Raw genomic sequence first — 25,043 nt, forward strand, 5'->3', positions numbered from 1 at the left:
GTTTTTTTACGAAACCTGAGGAAATACACATGTCCAAGATCGTTAAAGTGATCGGTCGTGAAATCATCGACTCCCGTGGTAACCCGACCGTTGAGGCCGAAGTTCACCTGGAAGGTGGTTTTGTTGGTATGGCAGCCGCTCCGTCTGGCGCGTCTACCGGTTCCCGCGAAGCGCTGGAACTGCGTGACGGCGACAAGAGCCGTTTCCTGGGTAAAGGCGTGCTGAAAGCCCTCGAAGCCGTAAACGGCCCGATCGCTCAAGCTCTGCTGGGTAAAGATGCCAAGGACCAGGCCACTGTTGACCAGATCATGATCGACCTCGACGGTACCGAGAACAAATCCAAGTTCGGCGCCAACGCCATCCTGGCTGTTTCCCTGGCTAACGCCAAAGCTGCTGCTGCTGCCAAAGGCATGCCGCTGTACGCCCACATCGCCGAGCTGAATGGCACTGCTGGTGTTTACTCCATGCCGCTGCCGATGATGAACATCATCAACGGTGGTGAGCACGCCGACAACAACGTCGACATCCAGGAGTTCATGATCCAGCCGGTTGGCGCCAAGACCCTGAAAGAAGCTGTCCGCATGGGCGCTGAAGTGTTCCACAACCTGGCCAAAGTGCTGAAGTCCAAGGGCTACAACACTGCAGTCGGTGACGAAGGTGGTTTCGCTCCTAACCTGAAATCCAACGCCGAAGCGCTGGAAGTTATCGCTGAAGCCGTTGCTGCTGCCGGTTACAAGCTGGGCACCGACATCACTCTGGCGATGGACTGTGCTGCTTCCGAGTTCTACGACGCAGAGAAGAAAGAGTACAACCTGAAAGGCGAAGGTCGTATCTTCACCTCCAACGAGTTCTCTGACTACCTGGCTGACCTGACCACCAAGTTCCCGATCGTCTCCATCGAAGATGGCCTGGACGAATCTGACTGGGACGGTTTTGCTTACCAGACTGCTGAACTGGGCAAGAAAATCCAGATCGTGGGTGACGACCTGTTCGTAACCAACACCAAGATCCTGAAGCGTGGTATCGACAACGGCGTTGCCAACTCCATCCTGATCAAGTTCAACCAGATCGGTTCCCTGACCGAAACTCTGGCTGCCATCAAGATGGCCAAAGACGCTGGCTACACTGCTGTCATCTCCCACCGCTCCGGTGAGACTGAAGACGCGACCATCGCCGACCTGGCTGTTGGTACCGCTGCTGGCCAGATCAAGACCGGTTCCATGAGCCGTTCTGACCGTGTTGCCAAGTACAACCAGCTGATCCGTATCGAAGAAGCTCTGGGTGCCAAAGCTCCTTTCCGCGGTCTGAAAGAAGTTAAAAACCAGGCTTAATTTGCTGGTTTGCCAGCCTCGGCTGGAATGAAAAAAACCGGAACCCTTGGGTTCCGGTTTTTTTATGCCTGATCCTTGCCATAACGGCCTGAGATGCGAGGGGGTTGTGGCTCTGGTCTCGGGTCAGACAAAGGGCAGCATGCGCTGATAGCGCCCTGCATGCGCCTGGAAGCCCAGCTTTTCAAACAGGGCGATAGAGCGGACGTTATCGGCATCGATATCTGCGGTAAGGCGGGTGACTCCTAGTGTGCTGGCGTGGGCGAACAGCAATCCCAGCGCTTCCGACATAAACCCTCTGCGCCAATAGGCCGCATTGAGCAGGCAACCTACCTCGCAGCAGCGGCCCGCCTCGCTGAAACTGTGCAGGCCGCAGGTGCCGATCACCTTGTTGCCCTCCCGCTCGACAATCGCCCACTCCAGCGACTCACCCGTTTGCTCCAGCCGCACCACGCTCGCCATCATCTGCGCCACCATGGCGGGAGAGGTAAAGCAGGGATCAGAGGCAAACTCCATGGTCAGTGGATTGCCATAAATCTCGAACAGATCGGCCGCATCCTGCGGGCCAATGGTGCGCAGCACAATCCGAGTGCCGGTTAAGTCAGGCTTCATTTATCTCCTTTGGATGTGTTACGCCAGCAAAGCCACAGGTGAATAAAGAGGCCATCTGAAAGTCGGTATCTAAAGGCAACTGGCACTATCACAAAATATTTGTATCGCGAGCGTCCGAATACGCTTCGCTATTCGAACCTACGAGCTTTGATTTCTTTGCATCGCCTGATGCCATGGCAGGAGCTGGCTGAAAAACCGCTTTTTAAGCCAAAATCGCAAGCGTTCCTCCTCTCTGAACCGAAGCCCTCAATGATGGTGCTATCACGGCAGCCACAGCCAGCCACACCAAGAATTGCTCAAAATGGTGGGTGTCCCAATAGTTACAGCAGCAAAAAGCAGAGCGACGAAGGCGCGGCGCTTTTTGCTGTCCGAGTAAATTGGCCTTGTTAGGTTTAAAGAGGGCTAATCAAATAGCTCTATATCCCAAAATCGCCAATTATCCGATCCGATTCTCTTTGCAGATTCATCTTTCAACATCCAGAGGAAATTGCAGGAATTATCAAAATCACCAGTAAGGCAACCTGCACTAAACTGATGACAATTGTCGAATAGAAAATTATAGCCTCTTGTTCTTCCAATCATTGATTTAGCTCGTTCAGCCACTTCCTCAGAACCAACAGACCAAGTTTCTTGGCAAGACACGTAAATACTGCAAGCACTTCCACCATCTATAAATTGCTTAGGGCTAACAACTTCAATATTGCCTTTGCCCGATAAGTGAACAATTTCATTATTCCCGATATAGACCCCCGAGTGGTCCATGTAGCCAAATGCTAAATCACAATATAAGATGCTACCAATTTCGGGCTCAACTTGGTCACGACAGGCATCCATTATACCTTCGACCATGTTGTAAGCAGGCATTATTAATAATCGCCACCACATCGCGCTCTCCTGAAACCTAACGCCCGCCTAAGGGGCTGGCAACGCATTACCACTAAACTCAAACACAACACCTGCAACCACCGCGGCTCATTGAGACTGGAAACGCCACGCGTTGACAGTCCCTCTTGAGGCGTTTGTTAACCAGATTTATGTCAGCTTTGACATTCCTGATGCTTTAGCTCTAATACCATATATTTCTGCCTCTTGTTCTCCTGTATAAATAATATCGTCAAGGAGTCCAGAGAATTGATTAGGCGCTCTATTTAGTCTTAAACCAATATAGGTTCCATCAAAGTTTAACTTTTGTTCATTTATTATGTTGCTTTGAGAAACTAATTTTGCAGTTCCGCTACCAATCATAAACCAACCAAATGATGATGCTAATTGTTCCAACACGTAAAGCCCAAAACCAGAGTTGCCATAAGTATTATCTGTTTCGACGATGTGTGTTGTGCTTGAAATACCCGGTTTAATAGCCATTCGAAGAGCAGCAATTTCAGATTCTATATGAAATGAACGTTTTAATGACGTGGAAATACCAACACCTTCATCAACTACTGCAACTTCAACTCTTCCATCAGCCCATCGTTGTCCGCATAAATAACACTCATCAACCGTTGAATGCTCAAACACATTTCGAATAATTTCTCGTAAAGCATAATGGTAGAGCTTATTTTCCTCATTGTAATCCAATGTGCCTGAGAGCAGGTTTGCGAAGCGTCTGGTTTGTGAAATTATTTCATCATACCAGTCTTGTATATCTTGGGTTGCCGCATCAAAAGCTGGCTTTTCAATTCTTGTGATAGGTAAATAAGTCATAGATCCAGATGCTTGCCCAACATCATTACCTTCACCCATCCCAATAAATTGAAAGAAACCTAAGTGACGCAAATAACCATGTACATTTTTTGTCGAATCATGCCCTTTCTTTTTAGTCACAAGTCCTTCGTCTCGACGATGTTTTATCCAAGCTCGCATCTTCGAGCCAGCAACCAACATTCCACTAGGATAAGAAAAATTCAGTGTAGAACAATCAACACAAATCTCAGGCTCATTTTTAGATAGTTCTAAATCTAGGAAAAAATCGTGCAATGTGTCGCGTCCAAGCTGAGTGGGGAAAAATATCGTCTTCATTAGTTTTTCTCAAATCTCACTTAATCTGGCTAACAGTGATTCGATGGAAGGCGGCATTAATCCGTTAGCAGAGAATTCCATATAACCCCGTAACATTTTCACCGCCGAAAAGTAAAAATCATCATTAAATCATAATGTTATCATCTTTCTTCTCGTGTTGGGCGTATTCGCTTGACTTCCTCTTTTTGCGCCACCGTTACTACTGTGTGAAAAATCAGTGCTCAGCGCAGTCTTGGAAAGCGCCGCCAAAGCACGCTTGCGTGAACAGCTCAGAAATGAACATAAGGTTGCCACCATGTTGAGTCGGTCGTGGTGGGCAACGTTCGCTTATCCATTCCATCCGGCATGGCTACCGCCCCTGAATTTCAGCCTCCAGTCCGCTGCGTTTCACCAACGGGATGCGGTTGGCATGGCTCATGGGGAGACTCCGACGAGGCGAGTGTTGCCAATTGGCTATATTAGCGGCGGGTGTGCTGAGGGAAAGGGGCAGATGGCCGATTCCTGAGCAAGCTCAACAAATTGATTGATAAAGCGGTCGAGTCGGCAGCTGGCGGGATGGTGCAAGCCTTGAGTGGGAGGGCTAAGGTGGGCGGGGAGTGGCGTAGAAGGAGCGGCTTGTGTTGCTCACCGCTGGTTGGTTTTCCGATTTCAAAGAAGCGGAGCGGCCGTGCCGCTCCGTATCAGGCTCAACCCTTGGTCGGGGTCTCTGTGCAGGTGAGGGTTGGCTGGCCGTAACGTTCCAGCGTGGCTTCGTCCCCCTTGGTGAAGAAGGTGAGGTTTTGCCCTTCATAACGGGCGCCGCTGGCGCTGGGGGCTTCATAGGCGAGCACTTGTTGCTGCTTGTCGCCCTCGCTCAGGTTGATCACCGCGGCGGGCAGCTTGGCATCGTTATAGAAGTAGGTAGAGAGAGTAATGCTCTTGCCACACAGGTAGTTGACCGGGGCCGGTACCAGCAGCTGGCCGCCGCTTATCTGCAACTCGGTGATCCGCAGCAGGTAGTTATCCTCCACACACTGGCGCAGATCCTGCCCCTTCCAGCAGTCGTTACGCCCCTTGATCCAGCCGCGCTGCATGGCTCGCTCGGTCTTGAGCTGCTCGGGAGAGAGCGCAGCAATCGCCTTGGGGTAGAGGGCCGCCAGTTCGTTATCAAGGGCGGCCAGTCCGGCATCCTTGCAGATCAGGGTTTCGACCGACCCGGAGGCTTTGGTGCAGTCAAAGGAGGGGGTCGCGGCGCTGGCCAGCAGAGGGGCAAACAGCAGGGGGGCAAGCAAGGTCTTGTTCATCAATAGATTCCAGCAATGAGGAGAGCATTTCTGCCTACTACAGCACACTCTACAGGGCAATGCAGCAGGGGCTCCGAGCGCATTTTGCGCTGCTGAATGGCTGCCAGGCAGAAAAACCCGACACTCCTGGCCGGAATGTCGGGTTTTTTGTGGCCGCGATAAAGGGAGAGGCGGGTTGTCCGGTTGCTCAGGCCAGCGCCAGTTGCTGACTGCGGGCGCGCCACAGCCGCTCGTGGAAGAAGAACACCACGGTATTGATGGCCGGTTCGATCATCGCCATCACACCGCCGGTGAGCAGCTCGCCGCTCAGCAGGAAGGCAACCCCGAAGGCGACGCTGAAATGCACCAGCGCGAAGCTGCTGGTCTTGGCCTGCAGGCTGTGATTTGGCTTGAGCTTGTGCCAGCCAAGGTCATGAAAGTAGAAGGCGACCGTGTTGACGGCGGGCTCGATCAGGGCGATCAGGCTGGCGGTCAGCAGCTCACCGGTCAGCAGGTAGGCCACGGTAAAGGCGACACCGAAGTGCAGGATGGCAAAGCTGATGGTCTTTTTCATGATGGCGGCTCCCTCTGTTGATGATGAGAGTATCCGCCGAAATGAGATTAAATGAAAACCATTCTCATCTATTGCCGGAATAGAGAGAACCTATCAACGGGCGAGTTGCTGGTGCGCTTCAGCGGTTGCCAATCGCAACCAAGGCGATAAAGTACAGGTTCTTCACACTTGCCCATGAAAAAGGATCTTTCATGAATATCAATGCCACCCTGCTTGGCCAGTTCATTGCGTTGCTGATGATCATCGTCGGCGTCATCGCCTGGCGGCTGGCGCGCCGCAAGAGCGAGCATCCGGCGCTGGTCACCCTTATCTGCTCCCTGCTCTGCCTGTTTCCGCCCTTTGGCCTGCTGGCCCTGTTGCTGGTTGCGCTGAAACAGGATCTGCCTGCCCGCTCATAGGGCGCGCTGCGGGTTTCGGGCTGACACACAAGCAGAGGTGCCGCACCAATAGAAAAAGCCCCGTGATGGGGCTTTTGCGTTTCAACTTTATGGTCGCCGTAGGGGCGGGGGATTAATCCTCGGCCTTGTTGAGCCATTCCACCTTGTACTGGGCACCGGCACCTTGTGCCAGCTTGGCACAAAGCGGTTTCAAGAACGCTTCGATCTGCTCGTCCAGCATCCAGGGGGGGCTGATGATCAGCATGCCTGAGCCATTCATGCCCCAATCGGCAGTCTGACCAGCCACTTCCAGCTCGGCCACCAAGACGTTGCCGAAGTTCTCGCGCTTGATGGCGCGCAGCATGTCGCGGGATTTGTCCGCCTCTTGCCCGAGGATCGGATACCAGAGGGCGTAGATGCCGGTCGCCCAGCGTTTCTGCGCCTTTTTCAGGGTATCGACCACGGCGAAGTAATCTTCCTTCAGCTCATAGGGCGGATCGATCAGCACCAGTCCGCGGCGCGGGGTCGGCGGCAGCAGGGCGATCAGCCCTTCGAAGCCGTCACGGTGGTGTACGGCGACGCGGGGGTCATAGCCCATGTTGGCACGCAGATCGTCCACTTCGTTGTTGTGCAGCTCCATCAGCGCCAGCTTGTCCTGTTCGCGGGAGAGGCGGCGGGAGAGCTCCGGCGAGCCGGGGTAGTAGTGCAGCTCGCCGTTCTGGTTCATCTCCTCGATGACGCCCAGATAGGGGGCCATGGCAGACCACTGGGCCCGCTCGTCCCACAGGCGGCCGATGCCGTCGGCATACTCGGCCTTCTTCTGGGACCAGTCGCCGCGCAGGTCGTAGAGACCGCCACCGGCATGGGTGTCCAGCACGATGAAGGGTTTCTCCTTCTTCTTGAGGGACTCGATGATCAGGGCCTGAACGGCGTGTTTCAGCACGTCGGCATGGTTGCCGGCGTGAAAGGCGTGGCGGTAGCTCAGCATATTAGATCTCTGAGGGGGCCCTGCTGGGCACCCAGTAACGATAGATAGTTCAACAAATTGCGGCTGTTGCCGCGAAACAGGGAGAGACTGCGCAGGGTCTGCAACAGGACACCCTGTTGCAGCCGTTCCAGCTCCAGCTCGTGGGCCAGCATCGACTGATACTCCTGCTCGTCGAGCCGCGCCTTGGCGCTCTGGCGCAGGGCGCGCCACGGGGTCAGCACCGTTTCGGTCTGCACCAGCGCCGGTTGCAGGTCGGTGAGATCGACCACGATGCCGAGTTGATCGAGCCGGTGCAGCAGCAGCGCCAGATTGACGTTGCCCCCCAGCTCCTGCACGGTGAGCCAATCCTGGCTGCGCTCACCATAGACCTTGCCGCTCCAGTGCCAGAAGCCGATCGGCGTCGGCAATTCGTGGACAGCGACCCGCTCGCTGGCCATCAGCTGTTCGTCACGCAAAGAAGGCTTGCTCCATGGTTTCCAGCTCTTCGGAGAGGCTCATCCACTCCAGCTCCACCTCTTCCAGCTGCTCCTTGAGAGGGCCCTGGGATTTGAGCAGTTCGGAGAGCTTGTTCTTGGCGCTCTCTTCGTAGATGGCGGGGTCGGCCAGCTGGCTCTCGATGTCGCCAAGCTTGCCCTGCAGCTTATCCATGCTCGCTTCGAGCTTTTCCAGCTTCTGGCGCAGCGGACGGGTTTGCTGGCGGAACTCCGCCTCGCGCCGTTTCTGATCCTTGCGCGCCACCGCCGAGTTGGCAGAGATCGGGCCATCCGCCGGTTTGGCATTGGCCTCTTTCTCCTGCTCGCCGAGCCACTTGTGGTAGTCGTCCAGATCGCCATCGAACGGCTCGACCCGGCCACCGTGGACCAGATAGAAGTCATCTGTGGTGGTGCGCAGCAGGTGACGGTCGTGCGATACCACCACCATGGCCCCTTCGAAGCCTTGCAGCGCCATGGTCAGAGCGTGGCGCATCTCCAGATCCAGGTGGTTGGTCGGTTCATCCAGCAGCAGGAGGTTCGGTTTTTGCCAGGTGATCAGCGCCAGCACCAGCCGCGCTTTTTCGCCGCCGGAGAAGGGGGCGACCTTGTCGAGCGCCTTGTCACCGTGAAAGCCGAAGCTGCCCAGATAGTTGCGCAGCTCCTGCTCCGATTTATCCGGCGCGAGGCGGGCCAGATGATCGAGCGGGGTATCGTCGAGACGCAGGGTCTCCAGCTGATGCTGGGCGAAGTAGCCGATGCTGACCCCGGCGCTCACCTCCAGCTTGCCCGACAGCGGCGGGTTGGAGCCCGACAGCATCTTGATGAAGGTGGACTTGCCGGCGCCGTTGCGACCGAGCAGACCGATGCGCGAACCCGGTACCAGATTGAGTTTGATCTTCTCCAGGATCACCTTGTCGCCGTAACCGGCAGAGAGGTTCTCCATGGCGATCAGCGGGGTCGGCAGGGCCGACGGCTCGCGAAACTCGAAGCTGAATTCGGAGTCGGCGTGGGCGGGCAGGATCTTCTCCATCCGCTCCATCGCCTTGAGGCGGCTCTGGGCCTGACGGGCCTTGGAGGCCTTGTAGCGGAAGCGGTCCACATACGCCTGCATGTGGGACATCTCGCGCTGCTGCTTCTCGTACATCGACTGCTGCTGGGCCAGCTGCTCGGCGCGCTGCAGCTCGAAGTCGGAGTAGCCGCCGGTGTATTCGTTGAGCTTGCCGTTCTCGATATGGATGATGCGGCTGATGACCGAATCGAGGAAATCGCGGTCGTGAGAGATGAGCACCAGCGTGCCCTGATAGCCCTTGAGCCACTTCTCCAGCCAGATGACGGCATCGAGATCCAGGTGGTTGGTCGGTTCATCGAGCAGCAGCAGATCGGAGCGGCAGAGCAGCGCCTGGGCGAGGTTCAGACGCATGCGCCAGCCACCGGAGAAGCTGCGCACCGGCGAGCTCAGTTGCTCGTCGCTGAAACCGAGGCCGTGCAACAGCTCGGCGGCGCGGGCGCGAATGCTGTAGGCGCCGATGGTATCGAGGCGACCATGCAGCTCGGCCACCAGCAGGCCATTGTCATCCTGCTCGGCTTGCACCAGCTGGGCTTCCAGCGAGCGGAACTCCTTGTCGCCGTCGATCACGTACTCGAGCGCCGAGCAGTCGAGCGCCGGGGTCTCCTGCGCGACACCTGCGATCTGCCAGCCAGCGGGCAGGCTGAAGGTGCCGCTGTCGATGGCCAGCTCGCCCCGTACCAGTGCAAAAAAGGTGGACTTGCCACAGCCGTTCTTGCCCACCAGACCCACTTTGTGGCTGGGGTGAATGGTGGCGGAGGCGTTGTCCAGCAGCTTGCGGCCGCCGCGGATCAGTTCGATTTGACTGGCAACTATCATGGGTGGGATCTGCTTGCTCAAAATGGAGGAGAAAAACTGGCGCGGATCTTACGTGAAATGACGCAGATTTGCACTGTAGCGAAGGGCTGGCCACTGGCTGGCGCTGCAAAAACATGCCATAACAGTGAAACCAGTTCGGATACCGGAGGTTAGCATGCATATCAGGGATATTATGACGACCCGAGTCGCCACCGTTTCAATGGATGATCGACTCAGTGTCATCAAGGATATCTTCGAGCAGGCTCACTTTCGCCACCTGCTGGTGCTGGAGGAGGGCGAGTTGGTGGGGGTGATCTCGGATCGGGATCTGTTTCGCGCCATCAGCCCTTACCTCGACTCCGAGGCCGAGATGAGCCGTGACACCGAAACCCTCAACAAGCGGGCCCACCAGATCATGAGTCGTCAGCTCATCACCATCGCGTCTCATCTCACGGTGCGCGACGGCGTCAAACTGATGCTGGAGAAGGGGGTCTCCTGCCTGCCGGTACTGGAGAATGGCGCCCTGGTCGGCATCATCAGCTGGAAAGATTTTCTCAAGGTGGCGCTGGAGAGTGACGCGCTGGATTGATCCCGCCGTTCATCGCCACCAGCTGACACAGAGCAAACATAGAGAGAGGGGAGCCAAGGCTCCCCTCTCTCTATTTGAACGCAACGGATTGAACACAACTGATAGCGCGTCGCTGAGGGCACCGCTCTGTGTGCTGCCCGGATCACGACGACTCGGGTCGCCCCTCGATAAGGCAGGAGGGGCCACTGGCGGAGAGGTGCGGTTGCAGGTGGCTGCGGATCTCGTGCAGGGTGCGGTGGTACTGCTGGGCATGTTGATCGAGAAACGCGGGGCTGTGTTTGAGGCGCCGCTCCAGCGTGTCGACCAGTAGTGCCACTTTGGGGGCGGCCATGCCCGCTGGCCAGCAGTGTTGCAGCAGCTCCAGCAGTTGCCAGGCATCGCCGGGCAGGGCGGGAAACTCCTCCAACAGCTGCAAGCTAGCTTGCAGGGCGGTCTGATACTGGCTGGCCTGCATCGCCTTGTGGCGCAGCTGGCGCAGTTCGCTCAGGCGCTGCTCTCTCATCGTCAGGCGTTGGCCCAGCTCGGTGACCAGATGGTGGAACAACTGATGGGTGAGCGGGTGGGGCGCCACTCTGGCTCGGTAGTGGGTCAGTTGGGTCAGGTAGCGCCGGGCGTGGTGCGGCAACCCGCAGAATTGGCTGACCGCAAAGCCGAGCAGCAGGGCGAGGTGGTTGTCGTTTCCCTCGTCCGGTTGGTGGTGGGCAATCAGGATCAGCGCCTCGTCGAAGCGGTAATCCAGCCCCAGCATCAACGCCTGCAGCAGCTCATATTCGTGGGGTGCCAGCGTGGCGGTGCGTTTGAGGTGCTCCCACTCCTGTTGCAGGGAGCGGATCCGGTTGCTGGAGGGGGCGTGCCACAACACCGCCAGACTGGCATTGAGCATAAAGCTGTCGATGGCGAGCCGGGTACGCTGCTCGCTGAAGTGGCGCAGAGTCAGACTGTTGGCCTGCTCCAGTACCTTCTCCTCATCTTGCAGCACCAGCCCGAGCAGCATCGCCAGCTGATGCCAGCGTGGCTGATGGGGGCGAAGCTGTTGCAGCTCCCCCATGGTTTCCCACGCCGCCAACCAATGCTGCTGGTGCAGTTGGCTGGCGAGTCGCAGCTCCAGCCGGGTGGCAGAGGGCAGCCTGGCCTGATGGCGCTGCAGGTCGGTCTGGGCGCTCTGTAACTTGCCGAGCCCCAGCATGGCGTAGAAGAACCCGGCCCTTGGCCAGCTCGCCTGATACTCGTTGGCACAGAGGGCGTAGTGCTGGGCGGTGGTGACCCGCTCGGCCGATTGCAGCAGCAGGTAGCCCTTGAGCCGATCCAGCCAGGGGGTCAGCTCGCGATGCTCCCGCTGAAACAGCAGGTCTTCGCACAGGGCGGTGGCCAGTTGCCACTCCCGCAACAGAATGGGGGCGGCCAGCGTGCGGGTCAGGCTGCTTAATTTCACCAGCGGGCCGAGTACGGTGGCGAGCTGCCGGGTCATGAAGGGGAGCTGCAGATAGAGGGAGAAGTAGAGATCCGAGGGGAGAAACTCCTGTTCGCTCTGATCGGCATCGAGCAGCAGCAAAACGCAACCGGGTTGCAGCAGGCCGAGAAAGTGTGCCTCATGCAGCAGCCGGGCCCCTTCAAGGCCCTGTTGTTTGTCCTGCTGACAGATGATGGCGTCGAAGGGTTGCTGTTGCAGCAGCGCCAGCAGGCCACTGCGCTCCTGATTCGGATGGCTGTGGTAGTGGATCCGGTCGGCGGGCACACCCTGCTCGGTCAGTTCCCGGGTGATGGCGCTACGGAGCAGGGCATCCTCTTCGAGCAGCAGTATCGTCATGCACGCACTTCCTTTGAGCAGACCATTGAATGGATCATGGTAGAGCCAAGGCGCACATAGGCCCAGTTTTGGGCGAGTGAAAAGTTGACAGTAGTCAGCAGGGTAATAGATGGCGCATGATGGACAGTTATTGTACTGGTGCGCCGCTGGCCGGGAAGCTGCATTCGGTCTGCCGGATCAGGCGAGATCCATCTCCCCTCGTTCCCTGCCAGTTCAGATCGAGCTGTCCGAGGCGGCCCAGATGGCGCAGTTCAAATTCGTAGCGCTGGCAGAGGTTGTCCTGAGGCAGGGTCGCCATGCTCGCTGGCAGTCGGTATTGATAGTGAAGGATCGGCCCATCCTCCAGCTTGCTGCTGACCGGCACCAGCCCCTCGGCTGTGGGCTGCAGGGCACCCAGATAGCGGCGCAAACTGAGCGGTGCATCGATCGCCTTCTGATAGTGCAGGCCGTTCATCGCCGCCAGCTCCTCTTCCAGCCGTTGCAACTCCCCTTCCAGCCCATTGAGCGCCGCCCCCAACTGCTGGTGGGTCGTTGACGAGGCGCAGCCACCCAGCAGCAGGGGGGCAAGCAGCAGGGCGACTCTCATGAGGGGCATGGCTTCTCCTTGGCAATGACGATAAAACGTGACGGTCAACTCGGCTGGCCCTGACTATAGCAGGGGGTTGCTGGGGGGCGTCCCCTGTAGCAGTTGCGCCAGTCGGGCCAGCCCTTCGCCGACCCGGGCGTCGGTGGCGGGTTGGCTCAGGCTCAGGCGCACCCCTTGCGGGGCGGCAAACTGGCCGGCGGCGAAGTGTTCCCCGCTCGCCACGCCGACGTCAAGGGCATCGGCGGCAGCGGCAAACTGCTGGCTGCGCCAGGGCTCCGGCAGCGGCAGCCAGGCGTGCATGCTGCCCGGCTGCCAGCGAGCGGTCGGCAGCAGGTGGCGCAGCAGTTCGCCACGGCGTTTGAGGATCTCCCGCTGCTGCGCGATGAGCGGCATGATCTGGCGCTGAGAGACCATTTTGCAGGCCAGCTCGATCAATAGCGGGCTCACCATCCAGCTCGACAGCCGCATGGTCTGGGCGAAGGCGCCGCGCAGGGCGGGGGGCGTCAGCACGAAGCCGACCCGCAAGCCACCGCAGGCGATCTTGGCCAGGCTGCCCAGATAGATGACCCGCTCCGGCGCCAGATTGACCAGCGGCTGCGGGTGGGGCTCCGGCAGCAGGCCGTTGACGTCATCTTCGATGATCAGCAGATCGTGGCGACGGGCGATGGCGACGATGGCCTCCCGCCGCGCCAGACTCATGATGGCGGTAGTGGGGTTTTGCAGGGTCGGGGTGAGGTAGAGCAGCTTGGCCCGGCGGGTGCGGCAGGCGGCGTCCAGCGCCTCGGGCAGCAGCCCCTCCTCATCCATCGCCAGCCCCACCACCTGATTTTTCAGCTGGCGGGCGTTGCCCAGCATGCCGGGGTAGCTCAGCCCCTCGCACAGGATGGTCTCCCCCACGCAACCGGTCGCCAGCAGCGCCAGCATGATGCCGTGCTGGGCGCCGTGGCTGAACAGCAGGCGATCCTCACTGCAGGCCACCCCTTGCTCCGTCAGCCAGTCGACAAACTGCTGGCGCTGATCCGGCCGTCCCGCCTCCTTGTCGTAGCCGAGCAGGGCGTTGAGATCCCCGTCCGCCACTTCCCCCAGCATGGGGCGGATGATCGCCGCCCGATCCAGCTGCACCGGCAGGTTTTGCCACAACTCGATGCGGTGCCCCTCCTCCTGGCGGATCACCCACTCACTGGCGGGATCCGTGTTCGCCCCGTTGACCCCGCGCGCCTTGACCCAGGTGCCGTGCCCCACCCGGGCGGCCAGCAGGCCGCGCCGCTCCGCCTCGCCGTAGGCGCGGGTGATGGTGCCGACGGTGACACCCAGGCGATCCGCCAGGGCGCGGTGGGTGGGCAATCGGGTCTGCGGGGGCAGCTCGCCGCTCGCGATCCCCTGTTCGATCGCCTTGACCAGCTTGAGGTAGAGGGGGCCATCGAAGGCCGCCAGGTCGGGAGCCCAGATTGTCATGGTGACAATAAATCCATTGATCCAACTTTGTTCCCAATATAGCGTGAATTTCAGCCTGTTCACAATCAAATAGCACGCATTGTATCGATACAATGTGGGTAAGGAGTCACAATATGACGATGGAGTGGTATGTCACCCTGTTCGGGTTTGCCGTGCTCACCTGCGGTACACCGGGGCCCAACAACCTGATGCTGACGGCCTCCGGCGCCAACTTCGGGGTGCGCAGAACCCTGCCACATCTGCTCGGGGTGGGGGTGGGGCAGCCGGTGTTGCAATTGGTGCTGGCGCTGGGGCTCTATCCCCTGTTCGAACGCTGGCCCTTGCTGCGGCTCGGTTTGCAGATCTTCGGCAGCCTCTATCTGCTGTGGCTGGCCTGGCGCATCGCGGTGGCCGGTGCCCCCGGGGATCCGGCCCGCCGCGCCCGTCCGCTGACCATGTTGGAGGGACTGGGCTTTCAATTCCTCAATCCCAAGGCGTGGATGATGGGGATCTCCGCCATCAGTCTGTTCAGCCTGTCCGGTGCCAGTTACTGGCCGAGTCAGCTGGCGGTGATGACAGTGTTTGTGCTGGTGGCGCTGCCGGTCTGCTTTGTCTGGGTGCTGTTCGGCCATCAGCTGAGCAACTGGATCAGCTCGGATCGGGGCTGGCGGCGGCTCAATGGCTCTCTCGGTCTGCTGACGGCGCTCTGTGTGGTGATGCTCTGGTATTGAGCCGCGTTGCGCCGATGGGCGAGGAGCCGAGAAAGAGGCATTTCTGACTTGTCGCCACGGGGTTGGCTCTGCATATTAGAAGGCTTTCCCCATAACGGGGGCGTTGTATCGACAAGAGGTTGAGATGGATCTGAACTGGTTACTGCCCCTGGCGGGGTTTGCCCTGGTTACCTGCGGTACGCCGGGGCCCAACAATATGCTGCTCACCAGTGCCGGGGCGGCGCAGGGTTTTCGCCGCACTCTTCCCCTGCTGGTGGGGGTGGTGGGGGGGATCAATCTGATGATCCTCGCCACCGCGCTGGGGCTCGGTGTGGTGTTCGAGAAGGTGCCGTTGCTGCACGATGGCCTCAAGTTGATCGGCTCGGCTTATCTGCTCTGGCTGGCGTGGAAGGTGGCGACCGCCAGCGGCCCGGCCGAGGGCAACCGGCCGCTTATTCCCGCCCATCAGGGAGCCATGCTGCAACTGCTCAACCCCAAGGCGTGGATGATGGCGCTCTCCGCCATCAGCGGTTTCACCCTGGCGGGGGAGGCCTACTGGCCCTCCGCGCTCTGGGTGCTGGTGATCTTCTTTATTACCGGCCTCTACACCGGGGCGTTCTGGGTGCTTTTTGGTGCCCAGGTGCGGCAAATCATCCGCACCGCCCGGGGCTGGCGGCGTTTCAACCTTGGCATGGGGCTGGCGACGGCCGCCTGTGTCGGGATGATCTGGATTTAGCCCGGGTTGACCCGGGCCTTTACCGGCTGTCTTGTTGGCCCTGCGGGGCCTTTTTTATCTCGCCTGCGTGACCTTGCCTGCAAGGTGGCGTGGTACGGCTCTCTCTTGGGATGAAAGGAGTTCCTATGAAATGTATCGTCTGCTGGGTGGCATGAGCTGGGAGTCCACCGTCAGTTACTATCAGGCGCTCAACCGCGGGGTGCGGGCCAAGCTCGGCGGTTTGCACTCGGCGCGGGTGCTGCTCAATAGCGTCGACTTTGCCGCTATCGAGCGGCTGCAGCATGCCGGTGACTGGCCTGCCACCGCCCGCCTGCTGGCGGCGGAGGCGCGCAAGCTGCAGGATGGCGGCGCCGATTTCTTGCTGATCGGCACCAACACCATGCACAAGGTCGCCCCCGAGATTGAGGCGGCCATCGATATCCCGCTGCTCCATATCGCCGATGCAACAGCTGCCAAATTGCAAGCAGACGGGATCACCCGAGTCGGCCTGCTCGGCACCCGTTTCACCATGGATCAGGATTTCTACAAGGGGCGCTTGCAGGAGAAGTTCGGGCTGGAGGTACTGGTGCCCGGCGAGGCGCAGCGGGAGCGGGTGCACCGCATCATCTATGACGAGCTGTGCCTTGGCGACATTCGCGATGCATCGCGGGCCGAGTATCTGGCCATTATCGCGGAACTGGCGGCCGCTGGCGCCGAGGCGGTGATCCTCGGCTGTACCGAGATTGCCCTGCTGGTGGGCGATGCCCGCGCGGCGGTGCCGCTCTACGACACCACCGCCATCCATGCGGAGGCGGCAGTCGCGCTGGCATTGGCATCCGATTAATAAACTGGTCAGATCTCACTATTCTTGCTTGCCACATACCCCTTGCCATAAAAGCGTGTAAAATTGCGCCCTGAATTTTCCCCAGCCAACGCGGGTTGGCTGCGGTTCCCTAGCATGCAAGGCTGACATTGTGACTGAAGTAGATAGATTCGCGGACATTCGCCCCTACCGCGATGAAGAAGTGCCGGCAGCCATCGAACGGCTGATCCAGGATGATGAATTTATCGGCGCCATCGCCAAGTATCGTTTCGGTTCCCTGATGAACTGGTTTGGCTGGGCCATTCGCCCGCTGATCCGCCTGTTCCTGCGTCGCAAGTGGTCAAAGGTGACCACAGTGCATCAGGTCCAGATGGGGGTCACCCGGTATATGTCCCGCATGATCGCCACTTCCACCAAGGGGGTGACCTTCTCCGGGATCGAGCATCTCAAGAAAGAGCAGGGCTATCTGTTTGTCTCCAACCACAGGGACATCGCCATGGATCCGGCGTTCGTCAACTGGGGGCTGCACAGCCATGGCTTCGATACCGTGCGCATCGCCATCGGTGACAACCTGCTGCGCAAGCCCTGTGCCACCGAGCTGATGAAACTCAACAAGAGCTTTATCGTCAAACGCTCCGCCAAGGGGCCGCGGGAGATGATGAAGGTGCTGGGCGAACTGTCGGCCTATATCGGCAATTCGGTTCATGAAGGGCACTCCATCTGGATCGCCCAGAAGGAAGGGCGCGCCAAGAATGGCGATGACAAGACCGATCCCGCGATCCTCAAGATGTTCTACGTCGACGGCAAGAAGCAGAAGATCGACTTCGTCGACTACATGCGCAGCCTCAACATCGTGCCGGTCAGCATCAGCTATGAGCTGGATCCGACCGACAAGGCCAAGGCGCGCGAGCTCTACGAGAAGTCGGTCAACGGCTGCTACGAGAAGGGCGAGTTCGAGGATATCGAGAGTATCGTCGCCGGTATCGTCGGCCAGAAGGGGCGGGTACATGTCTCCTTCGGCGCCCCCATCACCGAAGGGTTCAGCGATCCGGACGAACTGGCCGCGCTGATCGACAAGGCGATCTGGAGCAGCTATCGCCTCTTCCCCAGCAACTATCTGGCAGCAGATGTCTCCGGCAAGGCCAATACCATCGAACAGGCCGCCTTCCTGACCCGTCAGTCAGAGGTCCCGGAAGAGCACAAGGCGATCTGGCGTGCGATGTACGCCAAACCGGTGGAAAACGCCGAAAAGGCTTGAATGAAGCCGGTTGTTAAACGGTTTTGCGAAAAAAACGGGCGCTGATGCGCCCGTTTTTGCGTCTGGTCAAAGTCGAGGATGAAAGGGTGGTGAATAATATGGTTTCAGCTGGTACGATCACCATGAAAATGGGATTATGCCTCTTGGCAAGGTGCGTACCAGTGTGTAACAGTGCCCCCATAGCAGAACATGAGCAAACGCTCTAAACCGCTTTGCACGGATTGCAGACGGCATTATTGAAGGACCTGTCACAGGTCCTTTTTCATTGGCTGGCAAAGATGCCGCCCAGATATACCTAACAGGAAACAGACGCCATGATCACCGGTAGCCTGAACACCCTGCAGCGGACGCCGCTGCCCGCCCCGCTGGCCCGTATCATGGCCGAGGTGGTGAAGAGCGTGGCTCACTGGGGTGACGCACCGCTCGGCAAGACCGAGATCGATGGCCTGAACCTGTTCTGTCTGGTGAGTGAGGAGCTGACCGAGCCAGCCGTGGATCGCCGTGGCGAGTTTCATCAGCACTATCTCGATATCCAGCTGCTGCTACGCGGTGAAGAGTGGATAGGTGTGGGCCCCCACGACTACGTGAGCGACGGCGCCGACCATCCCCATCCCGATCTCTGGTTTGTCGATGACGAGCAGACCAGCTATCTGGCGCTGCAACCGGGCGATTTCGCCATCTTCTGGCCGGGCGAACTGCACCGCCCGCTCTGTACCTTCAACCAGCCCGCCAGGGTGAAGAAGCTGGTGGTCAAGGTACACAAGGATCTGCTGGCCAGCTGCTAAGCGCTATCCTTGGGTGTCAGAGACCCGATCACGGCAGGGCCGCTTGCCCTGTCATGCATTGAAACGAGTGCCACGCACCCTTGAATGCGTTGAGACTCGCAAGAATTGAAACCAGTGATGCGCACCTTGGATGCGTGTTTACTGTGAAAACCAAGAATTGAAACGAGTGCTACGCACCAGTGATGCGTTGAAACTCGCAAGAATTGAAAAATTGGGCGCACCCTCCTGCGACCATAAGCCCCCGGCAGGGGAATCCCATCCTCTTTTGGATGACACGACACTGTCGGCATAAAGCCGAAGCACAGGAAGATGTAGAACATGAGCAAGTTGGTATTGATCCTTAACTGCGGTAGCTCTTCCCTGAAATTTGCCGTAATGGACGCCGAAACAGGTGAGGACATGCTGTCCGGCCTGGCCGAATGCTTCAATCTGGATGATGCACGTATCAAATGGAAACTCCACGGGGTCAAGGGCGAAGCCATGCTGGGAGCGGGTGCCGCTCACCAGGAGGCCCTCGACCATATCGTGGGTCACATCCTGCCGCAGGATCCGACTCTTGCAGAGCAACTGGTGGCCATCGGTCACCGTATCGTACACGGTGGCGAGCAGTTCTCCCGCTCCGTGCGCATTGATGACGGCGTGATCGCCGGTATCGAAGCCGCCATTCCGTTCGCTCCGCTGCACAACCCGGCGCACCTGATCGGTATTCGTGCCGCGCTGAAAGTGTTCCCGCAGCTGTCCGAGAAGAACGTGGCCGTGTTCGACACCGCCTTCCACCAGACCCTGCCGCAAGAGGCCTACCTCTATGCGCTGCCGCACAAGCTCTACCGCGAACACGGTATCCGTCGTTACGGTGCCCACGGTACTTCTCACCGCTACATCGCGGAAGAAGCGGCAAAAGAGCTGGGCAAGCCGTTGAATGAACTGAACATCATCAACTGCCACCTGGGTAACGGTGCCTCTGTCTGCGCCATCAAGAACGGCGAATCCGTTGACACCTCCATGGGTCTGACTCCGCTGGAAGGTCTGGCGATGGGTACCCGCTCCGGTGATATCGATCCGGCCGTGGTGTTCTTCATGCACGACCAGCTCGGTTACAGCGTGGAGCAGATCAACCACACCCTGACCCGTGAGTCCGGCCTGCTGGGGCTGACCGAAGCGAGCAGCGACTGCCGCTACGTCACCACCAACTACGCCACTGACGCCGGTGCCAAGCGTGCGCTGGATGTCTTCACCTACCGTGTAGCCAAGTATGTCGGTGCCTATGCCGCTGCGATGGACGGTCGTCTGGACGCCATTGTCTTCACCGGCGGTATCGGTGAGAACGCCGCCATGGTGCGCGAGATGGTGCTGGCACGTCTGGCCCTGTTCGGCTTCAAGGTGGACAAAGAGGCCAACAACGCCGCGGTACTGGGTGGCGAAGGCCGCATCACCACCGCCGACAGCCGTTGCGCCATGGTGATCCCGACCAACGAAGAGCTGGTCATCGCCCGCGATGCCCTGAGCCTGGTCTGCTAAGTCAGCCTCGCTGTGAAACAACGCCCGGCCTGTGCCGGGCGTTGTCGTTTCTGGCGCTCGCCGATTTGACATGGGGGAGGGGGGCGGTACCCTGACCACCACTGTTTTTTGCAGCCAGCGGGCTGCCCGGTTCGGGAGAGAGCAATGAAAGAGGCGTTTTTTAACTGGTTGTCGGGCCTTGGGGTGGAAGTGACCAACCTGATGGCGCTGGTGATCGCGCTGGGCTTTATCGTCATCACCTCGTTGCTGCTGCACATGGCGCTGCACCGGGTGCTGCTGGTCCGGCTGGTAGGGATCCTCGGCAAGGCCAAGCAGGTGTGGCTGCCGCCCCAGCTGCAACAGCGCCTCTTCAACCGGCTGGCCTTCGTGCTGCAGGGGGCCGTGCTGCTCGGGCAGGCGGAGATCTGGCTGCCCCGTCAATCTGATAGCCTCAAGCTTATCGAGATGGTGGCCCAGCTCTGGATTTTGCTGTTCCTGCTGCTGGCCTTCTTTGCCCTGCTCGACTGCCTGTTGTCGGTGAGTCGTTACACCCGGCTTGGCCGGGATTTGCCCCTGCGCGGCATCTTCCAGGGGGCCAAGCTGGTAGGCAGCATTCTGGTGGGCATCCTGATGATCGCCCTGCTGCTCGGCAAGTCGCCGCTGTTCCTGTTCAGCGGTCTGGGTGCCATGACCGCAGTGCTGATGCTGGTGTTCAAGGACCCCATCCTCGGGCTGGTGGCGGGGATCCAGCTCTCCGCCAACCGGATGCTGAGCGTCGGCGACTGGCTGCAGATGGACAAGTACGGCGCCGATGGCGAGGTGACCGACATCGGCCTCACCACGGTCAAGGTGTCGAACTGGGACAAGACCATCACCACCATTCCCACCTACGCCCTGATCTCCGATTCTTTCAAGAACTGGCAGGGGATGACCGAGTCGGGCGGCCGCCGCATCAAGCGCAGCGTCAATATCGACATGACCAGCGTGCGCTTTCTGACGGCCGATGAGCAGTTGCAGCTCAAGCAGGCGCAGCTGCTGGCACCCTATCTCAGCCGCAAGGAGCAGGAGCTGAGTGCCTACAACCAGCAGCTGAGCGACGCCCTGAGCTGCCCCATCAACGGTCGTCACCTCACCAACCTCGGCACCCTGCGCGCCTATCTGGATGCTTATCTTCGTGCCCACTCCGGCATTCGCAAGGACATGACCCTGATGGTGCGCCAGCTGGCGCCCACGTCAGATGGGCTGCCGCTGGAAATTTACTGCTTTACCGCGACCACCGCATGGGCCGATTACGAAGGGATCCAGGCCGATATTTTCGACCATATCTTTGCCATCATTGAGCAATTTCATCTGCGGTTGCATCAATCTCCCACAGGTTACGACATGCGTGGCTGGCAACGGGGATAAACAGGGAAACCAGGCGGGTCGGGGACGCGGAAAAATCCGCATATTAATCATCGACCCGTCGCCACTTGTCAGTTGAAATTTGCCGTGTAGAGGAGAAAAATGGCGGCCTTCTCTTCGCGCCCCTGATCCCGCTTGATCAGCTGCCAGCCCAGAGACGTCACTTCAAGTCATCATCATGGGAAAGTTATGAAGCTCCTTCGCAATAGTGTGGCAACACTCTGCTACAGCCTGCTGCTGACCGCTGCGCCGGTTTTCGCTGTTGAATATGCTCTGCCTGCGGCCAACAGCCGTCTGGTAGGGGAAAATCTGGAATACGTGGTCCCGGCCGAAGAGAACGGCCAGCCGCTGGAGGCCATTGCGGCGAAATTCCAGCTGGGGCTCACCAACATGACTGAAGCCAACCCCGATGCGGATCCCCTGCTGGTGCAGACCGGCGAGAAGCTGGTGATCCCCCAGCAACTGCTCCTGCCGGATGCACCGCGGGAAGGGGTGGTGCTCAACGTGGCCGAGATGCGCCTCTACTACTACCCCAAGGGTAAAAAAGTGGTGGAAGTGCTGCCCATCGGCATCGGCCAGCTCGGCACCGACACCCCGGAAAACTGGGTGACCAGCGTGCAGCGCAAGAAAGCGGGCCCGACCTGGACCCCGACTGCCAAGATGCATGCCGAATATGCCGCCCGTGGCGAGAGCCTGCCTGCGGTATGGCCGGCCGGTCCGGACAACCCCATGGGTCTGTTCGCCCTCTACATCGGCAAGATGTACGCCATCCACGGTACCAACGCCAATTTCGGTATCGGCCTGCGGGTGAGCCACGGCTGTGTGCGTCTGCGTAACGAAGATATCGAGTACCTGTTCAAGCAGGTACCGGTCGGTACCCGCGTCCAGTTCGTCAACCAGCCGATCAAGGCCTCTCTCGAACCCAACGGCGTCCGCTATCTGGAAGTACACCAGCCGCTGTCGCGCAGCGAAGAGGAGTTCAACTCCAAGCTGCCGGCACCGCTGCCGATGACCCCGGCGGTGACCCGCTTCATCGCTCACGCCGACAGCGACTCCCAGTTGGTGAAGCAGGCGCTGGAGCAGCGCAACGGCCTGCCGATGGCGATCAACCGTTAAGGACCGATCCCCGTCATGACAAAGGGCGAACAGCATGCTGTTCGCCCTTTTTGTTTCTGCTGCGCTGACTCAGCGTCGCAGCAGATTTGCCTGCAGCTCGCTGCCGAGCCGATCGAGCAGCTGGTAGCGCGCCTTGTAGCTGGCCCGCTTGCGGGAGGGGATCTCCTCCAGCGTCTTGCGGGGCACCTCCAGCGGCAGGCTCATCCAGAGTTCATCCTGCACGTTGCCCTGATGCTCCTGCCACAAGCCGTCGAGGTCGAACCTGACCCGATCGGCGGTGCGTTTGCTGCTCTGATAGACGTGGCTTTGGGTGCGGATCCCTAGCAGGGTGTTGCACGCCAGCCCCGAGGCCAGCTCGGCGGCCATATAGACCAGCAGGGACATGGGGCGCAATCCGCCACATGCCTTGGTGACCTGCTTGATCTCCTCGCTAAGCCCCTTGCCGCCCTGCAGCGAGCAGATCTCGAGGGTCGGGCTGGGTGCAGGGCGCAGATTGAGGGCCATGTAATAGAGCGCCACGTCACCCAGCTTGAGGGTCAGGCTCATCTCCCCCTCTTTGCCCATGTGAGTTTGGTAATCCAGTTGCAGGGTCAGCGGTGCCGTCAGCTTGTCGCTCTGCCACTGGGCCAGCAACAGGCCGCGCCCGCTGTAGATCGCCAGTTGCTGCGCTTTCGGCAGCTGACTGGCCAGCTGCTGGTAGTGGCCGCTGATAAGCCCGGCTCGCAGGCGCTTGCGGAGCCCCTTGTGGCGATAGGGGTGGATCGGCTTTTCCAGAATATCGGGGAAGCGGCTGATCGCCTGTGCCAGCAGCGGTTGCTCCTGCTGCTGGCGATAGAGGGCGCGGGCGCCGGGATTGAGCCAGAGACGCCCCACATACTTGGCCCGTCTGATGAGATGACCCGACTCTTCCACCGGGTGAAGGTGGCGGGCGAGGGTGCGCAGGTGTGACAGATGAGATGACATGGTGCCGACCTCTGACTGGTGTGATGAGACAGGGCGGGGAGTGTAGGAGCGGGGCGCGGGCTTGTAAAAAATGGATAGTAACAAAATGTGAAAACAGAACGCTCAGTAGCGGCTGGCACGGCGATATGGCCGCCACGGTCACGGCAGGAAATCTGGCGCCATCCTCTTGATGCGGCAGATGATTTGATGCGCAAAGGTTTTTATTGTGTTTTGTATTTGTTAAAAGTGGTTGAGCTGGCGCGAACGGCTGATTAAGCTAGGCCGGTTTTTTAGGGATGAGCCCGTCACCAGAGCGGGCAGAAAATGACACAAAACGGAGTTTTGCATGACAGCTAGCACACCCATGTTAATCACCTTCCTGGTGTATATCCTCGGAATGGTGTTGATCGGCTTCGTCGCCTATCGCGCCACCCGCAACTTTGATGACTACATTCTGGGCGGTCGCCGGATGGGGAGCTGGGTTACCGCCCTCTCTGCCGGTGCCTCCGATATGAGCGGCTGGCTGCTGATGGGCCTGCCCGGCGCCGTCTTCGTCAGCGGCATCTCCGAGAGCTGGATCGCCATCGGTCTGATCATCGGCGCCTACCTCAACTGGCGCTGGGTAGCGGGCCGCCTGCGGGTACATACCGAGAAGAACCGCAACGCCCTGACCCTGCCGGACTACTTCACCTACCGCTTTGAAGATCACAGCAAGGTGCTGCGGATCCTCTCTGCGCTGGTGATCCTGCTGTTCTTCACCATCTATTGCGCCTCCGGCGTGGTGGCCGGTGCCCGTCTGTTCGAGAGCACCTTCGGCATGGATTACAACACCGCCCTCTGGGTCGGTGCCGCCGCCACCATCACCTACACCTTCTTCGGCGGCTTCCTCGCGGTGAGCTGGACCGATACGGTGCAGGCGACCCTGATGATCTTCGCCCTGATCCTGACCCCGATCTTCGTCATCATCGCCGTCGGCGGGGTGGACAGCGCCATGATCGAAGTGGCCGCCAAGAGCGCCACCAACCTCGACATGTTCAAGAATCTGGATCTGATCGCCATTGTCTCGCTGATGGCCTGGGGCCTGGGCTATTTCGGTCAGCCCCACATTCTGGCCCGCTTCATGGCGGCCGACTCCCACCACTCCATGGCCAATGCCCGTCGCATCAGCATGACCTGGATGGTGTTCTGCCTTGCTGGCGCGGTGGCCATCGGCTTCTTCGGACTGGCCTACTTTGCCCGCTTCCCGGAAGTGGCGGCTGGGGTGACCGGCAACCCGGAGCGGGTCTTTATCGAGCTCTCCAAGATCCTGTTCAACCCCTGGATCGCTGGTGTGCTGCTCTCCGCCATTCTGGCGGCGGTGATGAGCACTCTAAGTTGCCAACTGCTGGTCTGCTCCAGCGCCATCACCGAGGATCTCTACAAGCCCTTCCTGCGCAAGAACGCCTCCCAGCGTGAGCTGGTGTGGGTGGGTCGCCTGATGGTGCTGCTGATCGCGGTGATTGCCATCGCCGTCGCCATGAATCCGGAGAACCGGGTGCTGGGGCTGGTGAGTTACGCCTGGGCCGGTTTCGGTGCTGCCTTCGGCCCTGTGGTGCTGCTCTCCGTGCTGTGGCCGCGGATGACCCGCAACGGCGCGCTGGCGGGCATGCTGGTCGGTGCCATCACCGTCATCGTCTGGAAGCAGTTCGGCTGGCTGGGGCTGTATGAAATCATTCCGGGCTTCCTGTTCGCGCTGCTGGCCATCGTGGCGGGCAGCCTGCTGGGTGAAGCGCCATCAAAAGCGATGCTGGAGCGTTTCCGCGATGCCGAGGAGGAGTACAACACCCCGGCCGAGAGCGCGGGAGAGCCGGTCGCGGTGAACTGATCCCCCTTACCGCTTT

24 protein-coding genes are annotated in these 25,043 nt (G+C 59.4%); 12 read left to right on the forward strand and 12 right to left on the reverse strand.

Annotation, left to right across the window (positions count from 1 at the left end):
• The first annotated feature begins 29 nt into the window (after positions 1 to 29).
• Complete coding sequence (eno, locus tag BSP75_RS05430) at positions 30 to 1,331, forward strand: phosphopyruvate hydratase (RefSeq protein WP_042063085.1); 1,302 nt, start codon at positions 30 to 32, stop codon at positions 1,329 to 1,331.
• Positions 1,332 to 1,454: 123 nt separating this feature from the next.
• Here eno and BSP75_RS05435 read toward each other — a convergent pair whose 3' ends face one another.
• The 5 genes from BSP75_RS05435 to BSP75_RS05455 form a co-directional block, all read right to left on the reverse strand.
• Positions 1,455 to 1,940, reverse strand: coding sequence for a GNAT family N-acetyltransferase (locus tag BSP75_RS05435; protein ID WP_075112485.1), 486 nt, complete (start codon positions 1,938 to 1,940; stop codon positions 1,455 to 1,457).
• Between the two features lie 402 nt (positions 1,941 to 2,342).
• Entirely contained in the window at positions 2,343 to 2,825 is a 483-nt protein-coding gene (locus BSP75_RS05440; RefSeq protein WP_075112486.1) for a lecithin retinol acyltransferase family protein, read from the reverse strand.
• Between the two features lie 147 nt (positions 2,826 to 2,972).
• Positions 2,973 to 3,959, reverse strand: a complete 987-nt coding sequence (locus BSP75_RS05445) for an ATP-binding protein (RefSeq protein ID WP_075112487.1) — start codon at positions 3,957 to 3,959, stop codon at positions 2,973 to 2,975.
• Positions 3,960 to 4,645: 686 nt separating this feature from the next.
• Positions 4,646 to 5,242: an MliC family protein gene (locus BSP75_RS05450; protein WP_075112488.1), complete on the reverse strand. Its 597-nt coding sequence runs from the start codon at positions 5,240 to 5,242 to the stop codon at positions 4,646 to 4,648.
• A 187-nt stretch (positions 5,243 to 5,429) separates the two neighbouring features.
• A complete protein-coding gene (locus BSP75_RS05455) occupies positions 5,430 to 5,795 on the reverse strand; it encodes a DUF2061 domain-containing protein (RefSeq protein WP_042059134.1) in 366 nt (121 codons plus the stop codon).
• A 191-nt stretch (positions 5,796 to 5,986) separates the two neighbouring features.
• On the opposite strand from BSP75_RS05455, the gene BSP75_RS05460 reads away from it, so the two are divergent.
• Positions 5,987 to 6,193, forward strand: a complete 207-nt coding sequence (locus BSP75_RS05460) for a hypothetical protein (RefSeq protein WP_042059132.1) — start codon at positions 5,987 to 5,989, stop codon at positions 6,191 to 6,193.
• A gap of 112 nt (positions 6,194 to 6,305) precedes the next feature.
• On the opposite strand, the gene rlmJ is transcribed toward BSP75_RS05460, so the two are convergent.
• Genes rlmJ through BSP75_RS05475 form a run of 3 tightly spaced genes read right to left on the reverse strand, consistent with a single transcriptional unit; the run spans position 6,306 to position 9,518 of the window.
• Entirely contained in the window at positions 6,306 to 7,160 is an 855-nt protein-coding gene (gene rlmJ, locus BSP75_RS05465; RefSeq protein ID WP_058052496.1) for a 23S rRNA (adenine(2030)-N(6))-methyltransferase RlmJ, read from the reverse strand.
• On the reverse strand, positions 7,154 to 7,615 hold the full coding sequence (locus BSP75_RS05470; RefSeq protein ID WP_075112489.1) for a DUF2390 domain-containing protein: 462 nt from the start codon (positions 7,613 to 7,615) through the stop codon (positions 7,154 to 7,156). Before BSP75_RS05470 ends, rlmJ begins: the two co-directional genes overlap by 7 nt.
• Positions 7,608 to 9,518 (reverse strand): ABC transporter ATP-binding protein, encoded by a 1,911-nt coding sequence (locus tag BSP75_RS05475; protein WP_075112490.1) that lies wholly within the window; start codon positions 9,516 to 9,518, stop codon positions 7,608 to 7,610. The genes BSP75_RS05470 and BSP75_RS05475 overlap by 8 nt, the downstream gene beginning before the upstream one ends.
• Before the next feature lie 154 nt (positions 9,519 to 9,672).
• Between BSP75_RS05475 and BSP75_RS05480 the strand changes: the two genes are divergently transcribed.
• Complete coding sequence (locus BSP75_RS05480; RefSeq protein ID WP_005362804.1) at positions 9,673 to 10,086, forward strand: CBS domain-containing protein; 414 nt, start codon at positions 9,673 to 9,675, stop codon at positions 10,084 to 10,086.
• Between the two features lie 142 nt (positions 10,087 to 10,228).
• Here BSP75_RS05480 and BSP75_RS05485 read toward each other — a convergent pair whose 3' ends face one another.
• The 3 genes from BSP75_RS05485 to BSP75_RS05495 form a co-directional block, all read right to left on the reverse strand.
• Positions 10,229 to 11,893, reverse strand: a complete 1,665-nt coding sequence (locus BSP75_RS05485; protein WP_075112491.1) for a hypothetical protein — start codon at positions 11,891 to 11,893, stop codon at positions 10,229 to 10,231.
• 127 nt (positions 11,894 to 12,020) lie between these two features.
• A complete protein-coding gene (locus BSP75_RS05490; RefSeq protein ID WP_075112492.1) occupies positions 12,021 to 12,488 on the reverse strand; it encodes a hypothetical protein in 468 nt (155 codons plus the stop codon).
• Between the two features lie 54 nt (positions 12,489 to 12,542).
• Positions 12,543 to 13,934, reverse strand: a complete 1,392-nt coding sequence (locus tag BSP75_RS05495) for a PLP-dependent aminotransferase family protein (protein ID WP_075112493.1) — start codon at positions 13,932 to 13,934, stop codon at positions 12,543 to 12,545.
• A 113-nt stretch (positions 13,935 to 14,047) separates the two neighbouring features.
• On the opposite strand from BSP75_RS05495, the gene BSP75_RS05500 reads away from it, so the two are divergent.
• The 8 genes from BSP75_RS05500 to BSP75_RS05535 all read left to right on the forward strand — a co-directional run bounded on the left by BSP75_RS05500 (position 14,048) and on the right by BSP75_RS05535 (position 22,221).
• A complete protein-coding gene (locus tag BSP75_RS05500) occupies positions 14,048 to 14,644 on the forward strand; it encodes a LysE family translocator (protein WP_058052491.1) in 597 nt (198 codons plus the stop codon).
• Positions 14,645 to 14,768: 124 nt separating this feature from the next.
• Complete coding sequence (locus tag BSP75_RS05505) at positions 14,769 to 15,359, forward strand: LysE family translocator (protein WP_075112494.1); 591 nt, start codon at positions 14,769 to 14,771, stop codon at positions 15,357 to 15,359.
• A gap of 130 nt (positions 15,360 to 15,489) precedes the next feature.
• On the forward strand, positions 15,490 to 16,182 hold the full coding sequence (locus BSP75_RS05510; RefSeq protein WP_075112495.1) for an aspartate/glutamate racemase family protein: 693 nt from the start codon (positions 15,490 to 15,492) through the stop codon (positions 16,180 to 16,182).
• Between the two features lie 130 nt (positions 16,183 to 16,312).
• Positions 16,313 to 17,419: a 1-acyl-sn-glycerol-3-phosphate acyltransferase gene (locus BSP75_RS05515; RefSeq protein WP_042059115.1), complete on the forward strand. Its 1,107-nt coding sequence runs from the start codon at positions 16,313 to 16,315 to the stop codon at positions 17,417 to 17,419.
• A gap of 314 nt (positions 17,420 to 17,733) precedes the next feature.
• Entirely contained in the window at positions 17,734 to 18,204 is a 471-nt protein-coding gene (locus tag BSP75_RS05520) for a YhcH/YjgK/YiaL family protein (RefSeq protein ID WP_075112496.1), read from the forward strand.
• A gap of 318 nt (positions 18,205 to 18,522) precedes the next feature.
• Complete coding sequence (locus tag BSP75_RS05525; RefSeq protein WP_042059110.1) at positions 18,523 to 19,722, forward strand: acetate kinase; 1,200 nt, start codon at positions 18,523 to 18,525, stop codon at positions 19,720 to 19,722.
• Between the two features lie 144 nt (positions 19,723 to 19,866).
• On the forward strand, positions 19,867 to 21,108 hold the full coding sequence (locus tag BSP75_RS05530) for a mechanosensitive ion channel domain-containing protein (RefSeq protein ID WP_042656462.1): 1,242 nt from the start codon (positions 19,867 to 19,869) through the stop codon (positions 21,106 to 21,108).
• A 186-nt stretch (positions 21,109 to 21,294) separates the two neighbouring features.
• Positions 21,295 to 22,221 (forward strand): L,D-transpeptidase family protein, encoded by a 927-nt coding sequence (locus tag BSP75_RS05535; RefSeq protein WP_075112497.1) that lies wholly within the window; start codon positions 21,295 to 21,297, stop codon positions 22,219 to 22,221.
• A 69-nt stretch (positions 22,222 to 22,290) separates the two neighbouring features.
• Here the strand turns inward: BSP75_RS05535 and BSP75_RS05540 are convergent, their stop codons facing one another.
• Positions 22,291 to 23,184, reverse strand: coding sequence for a DUF535 family protein (locus tag BSP75_RS05540; RefSeq protein ID WP_075112498.1), 894 nt, complete (start codon positions 23,182 to 23,184; stop codon positions 22,291 to 22,293).
• A 325-nt stretch (positions 23,185 to 23,509) separates the two neighbouring features.
• Between BSP75_RS05540 and putP the strand changes: the two genes are divergently transcribed.
• Positions 23,510 to 25,027, forward strand: a complete 1,518-nt coding sequence (putP, locus tag BSP75_RS05545; protein ID WP_075112499.1) for a sodium/proline symporter PutP — start codon at positions 23,510 to 23,512, stop codon at positions 25,025 to 25,027.
• Positions 25,028 to 25,043: the final 16 nt, after the last annotated feature.

The organism is Aeromonas sp. YN13HZO-058, from assembly GCF_001921245.1.
Lineage (GTDB): Bacteria > Pseudomonadota > Gammaproteobacteria > Enterobacterales > Aeromonadaceae > Aeromonas > Aeromonas allosaccharophila.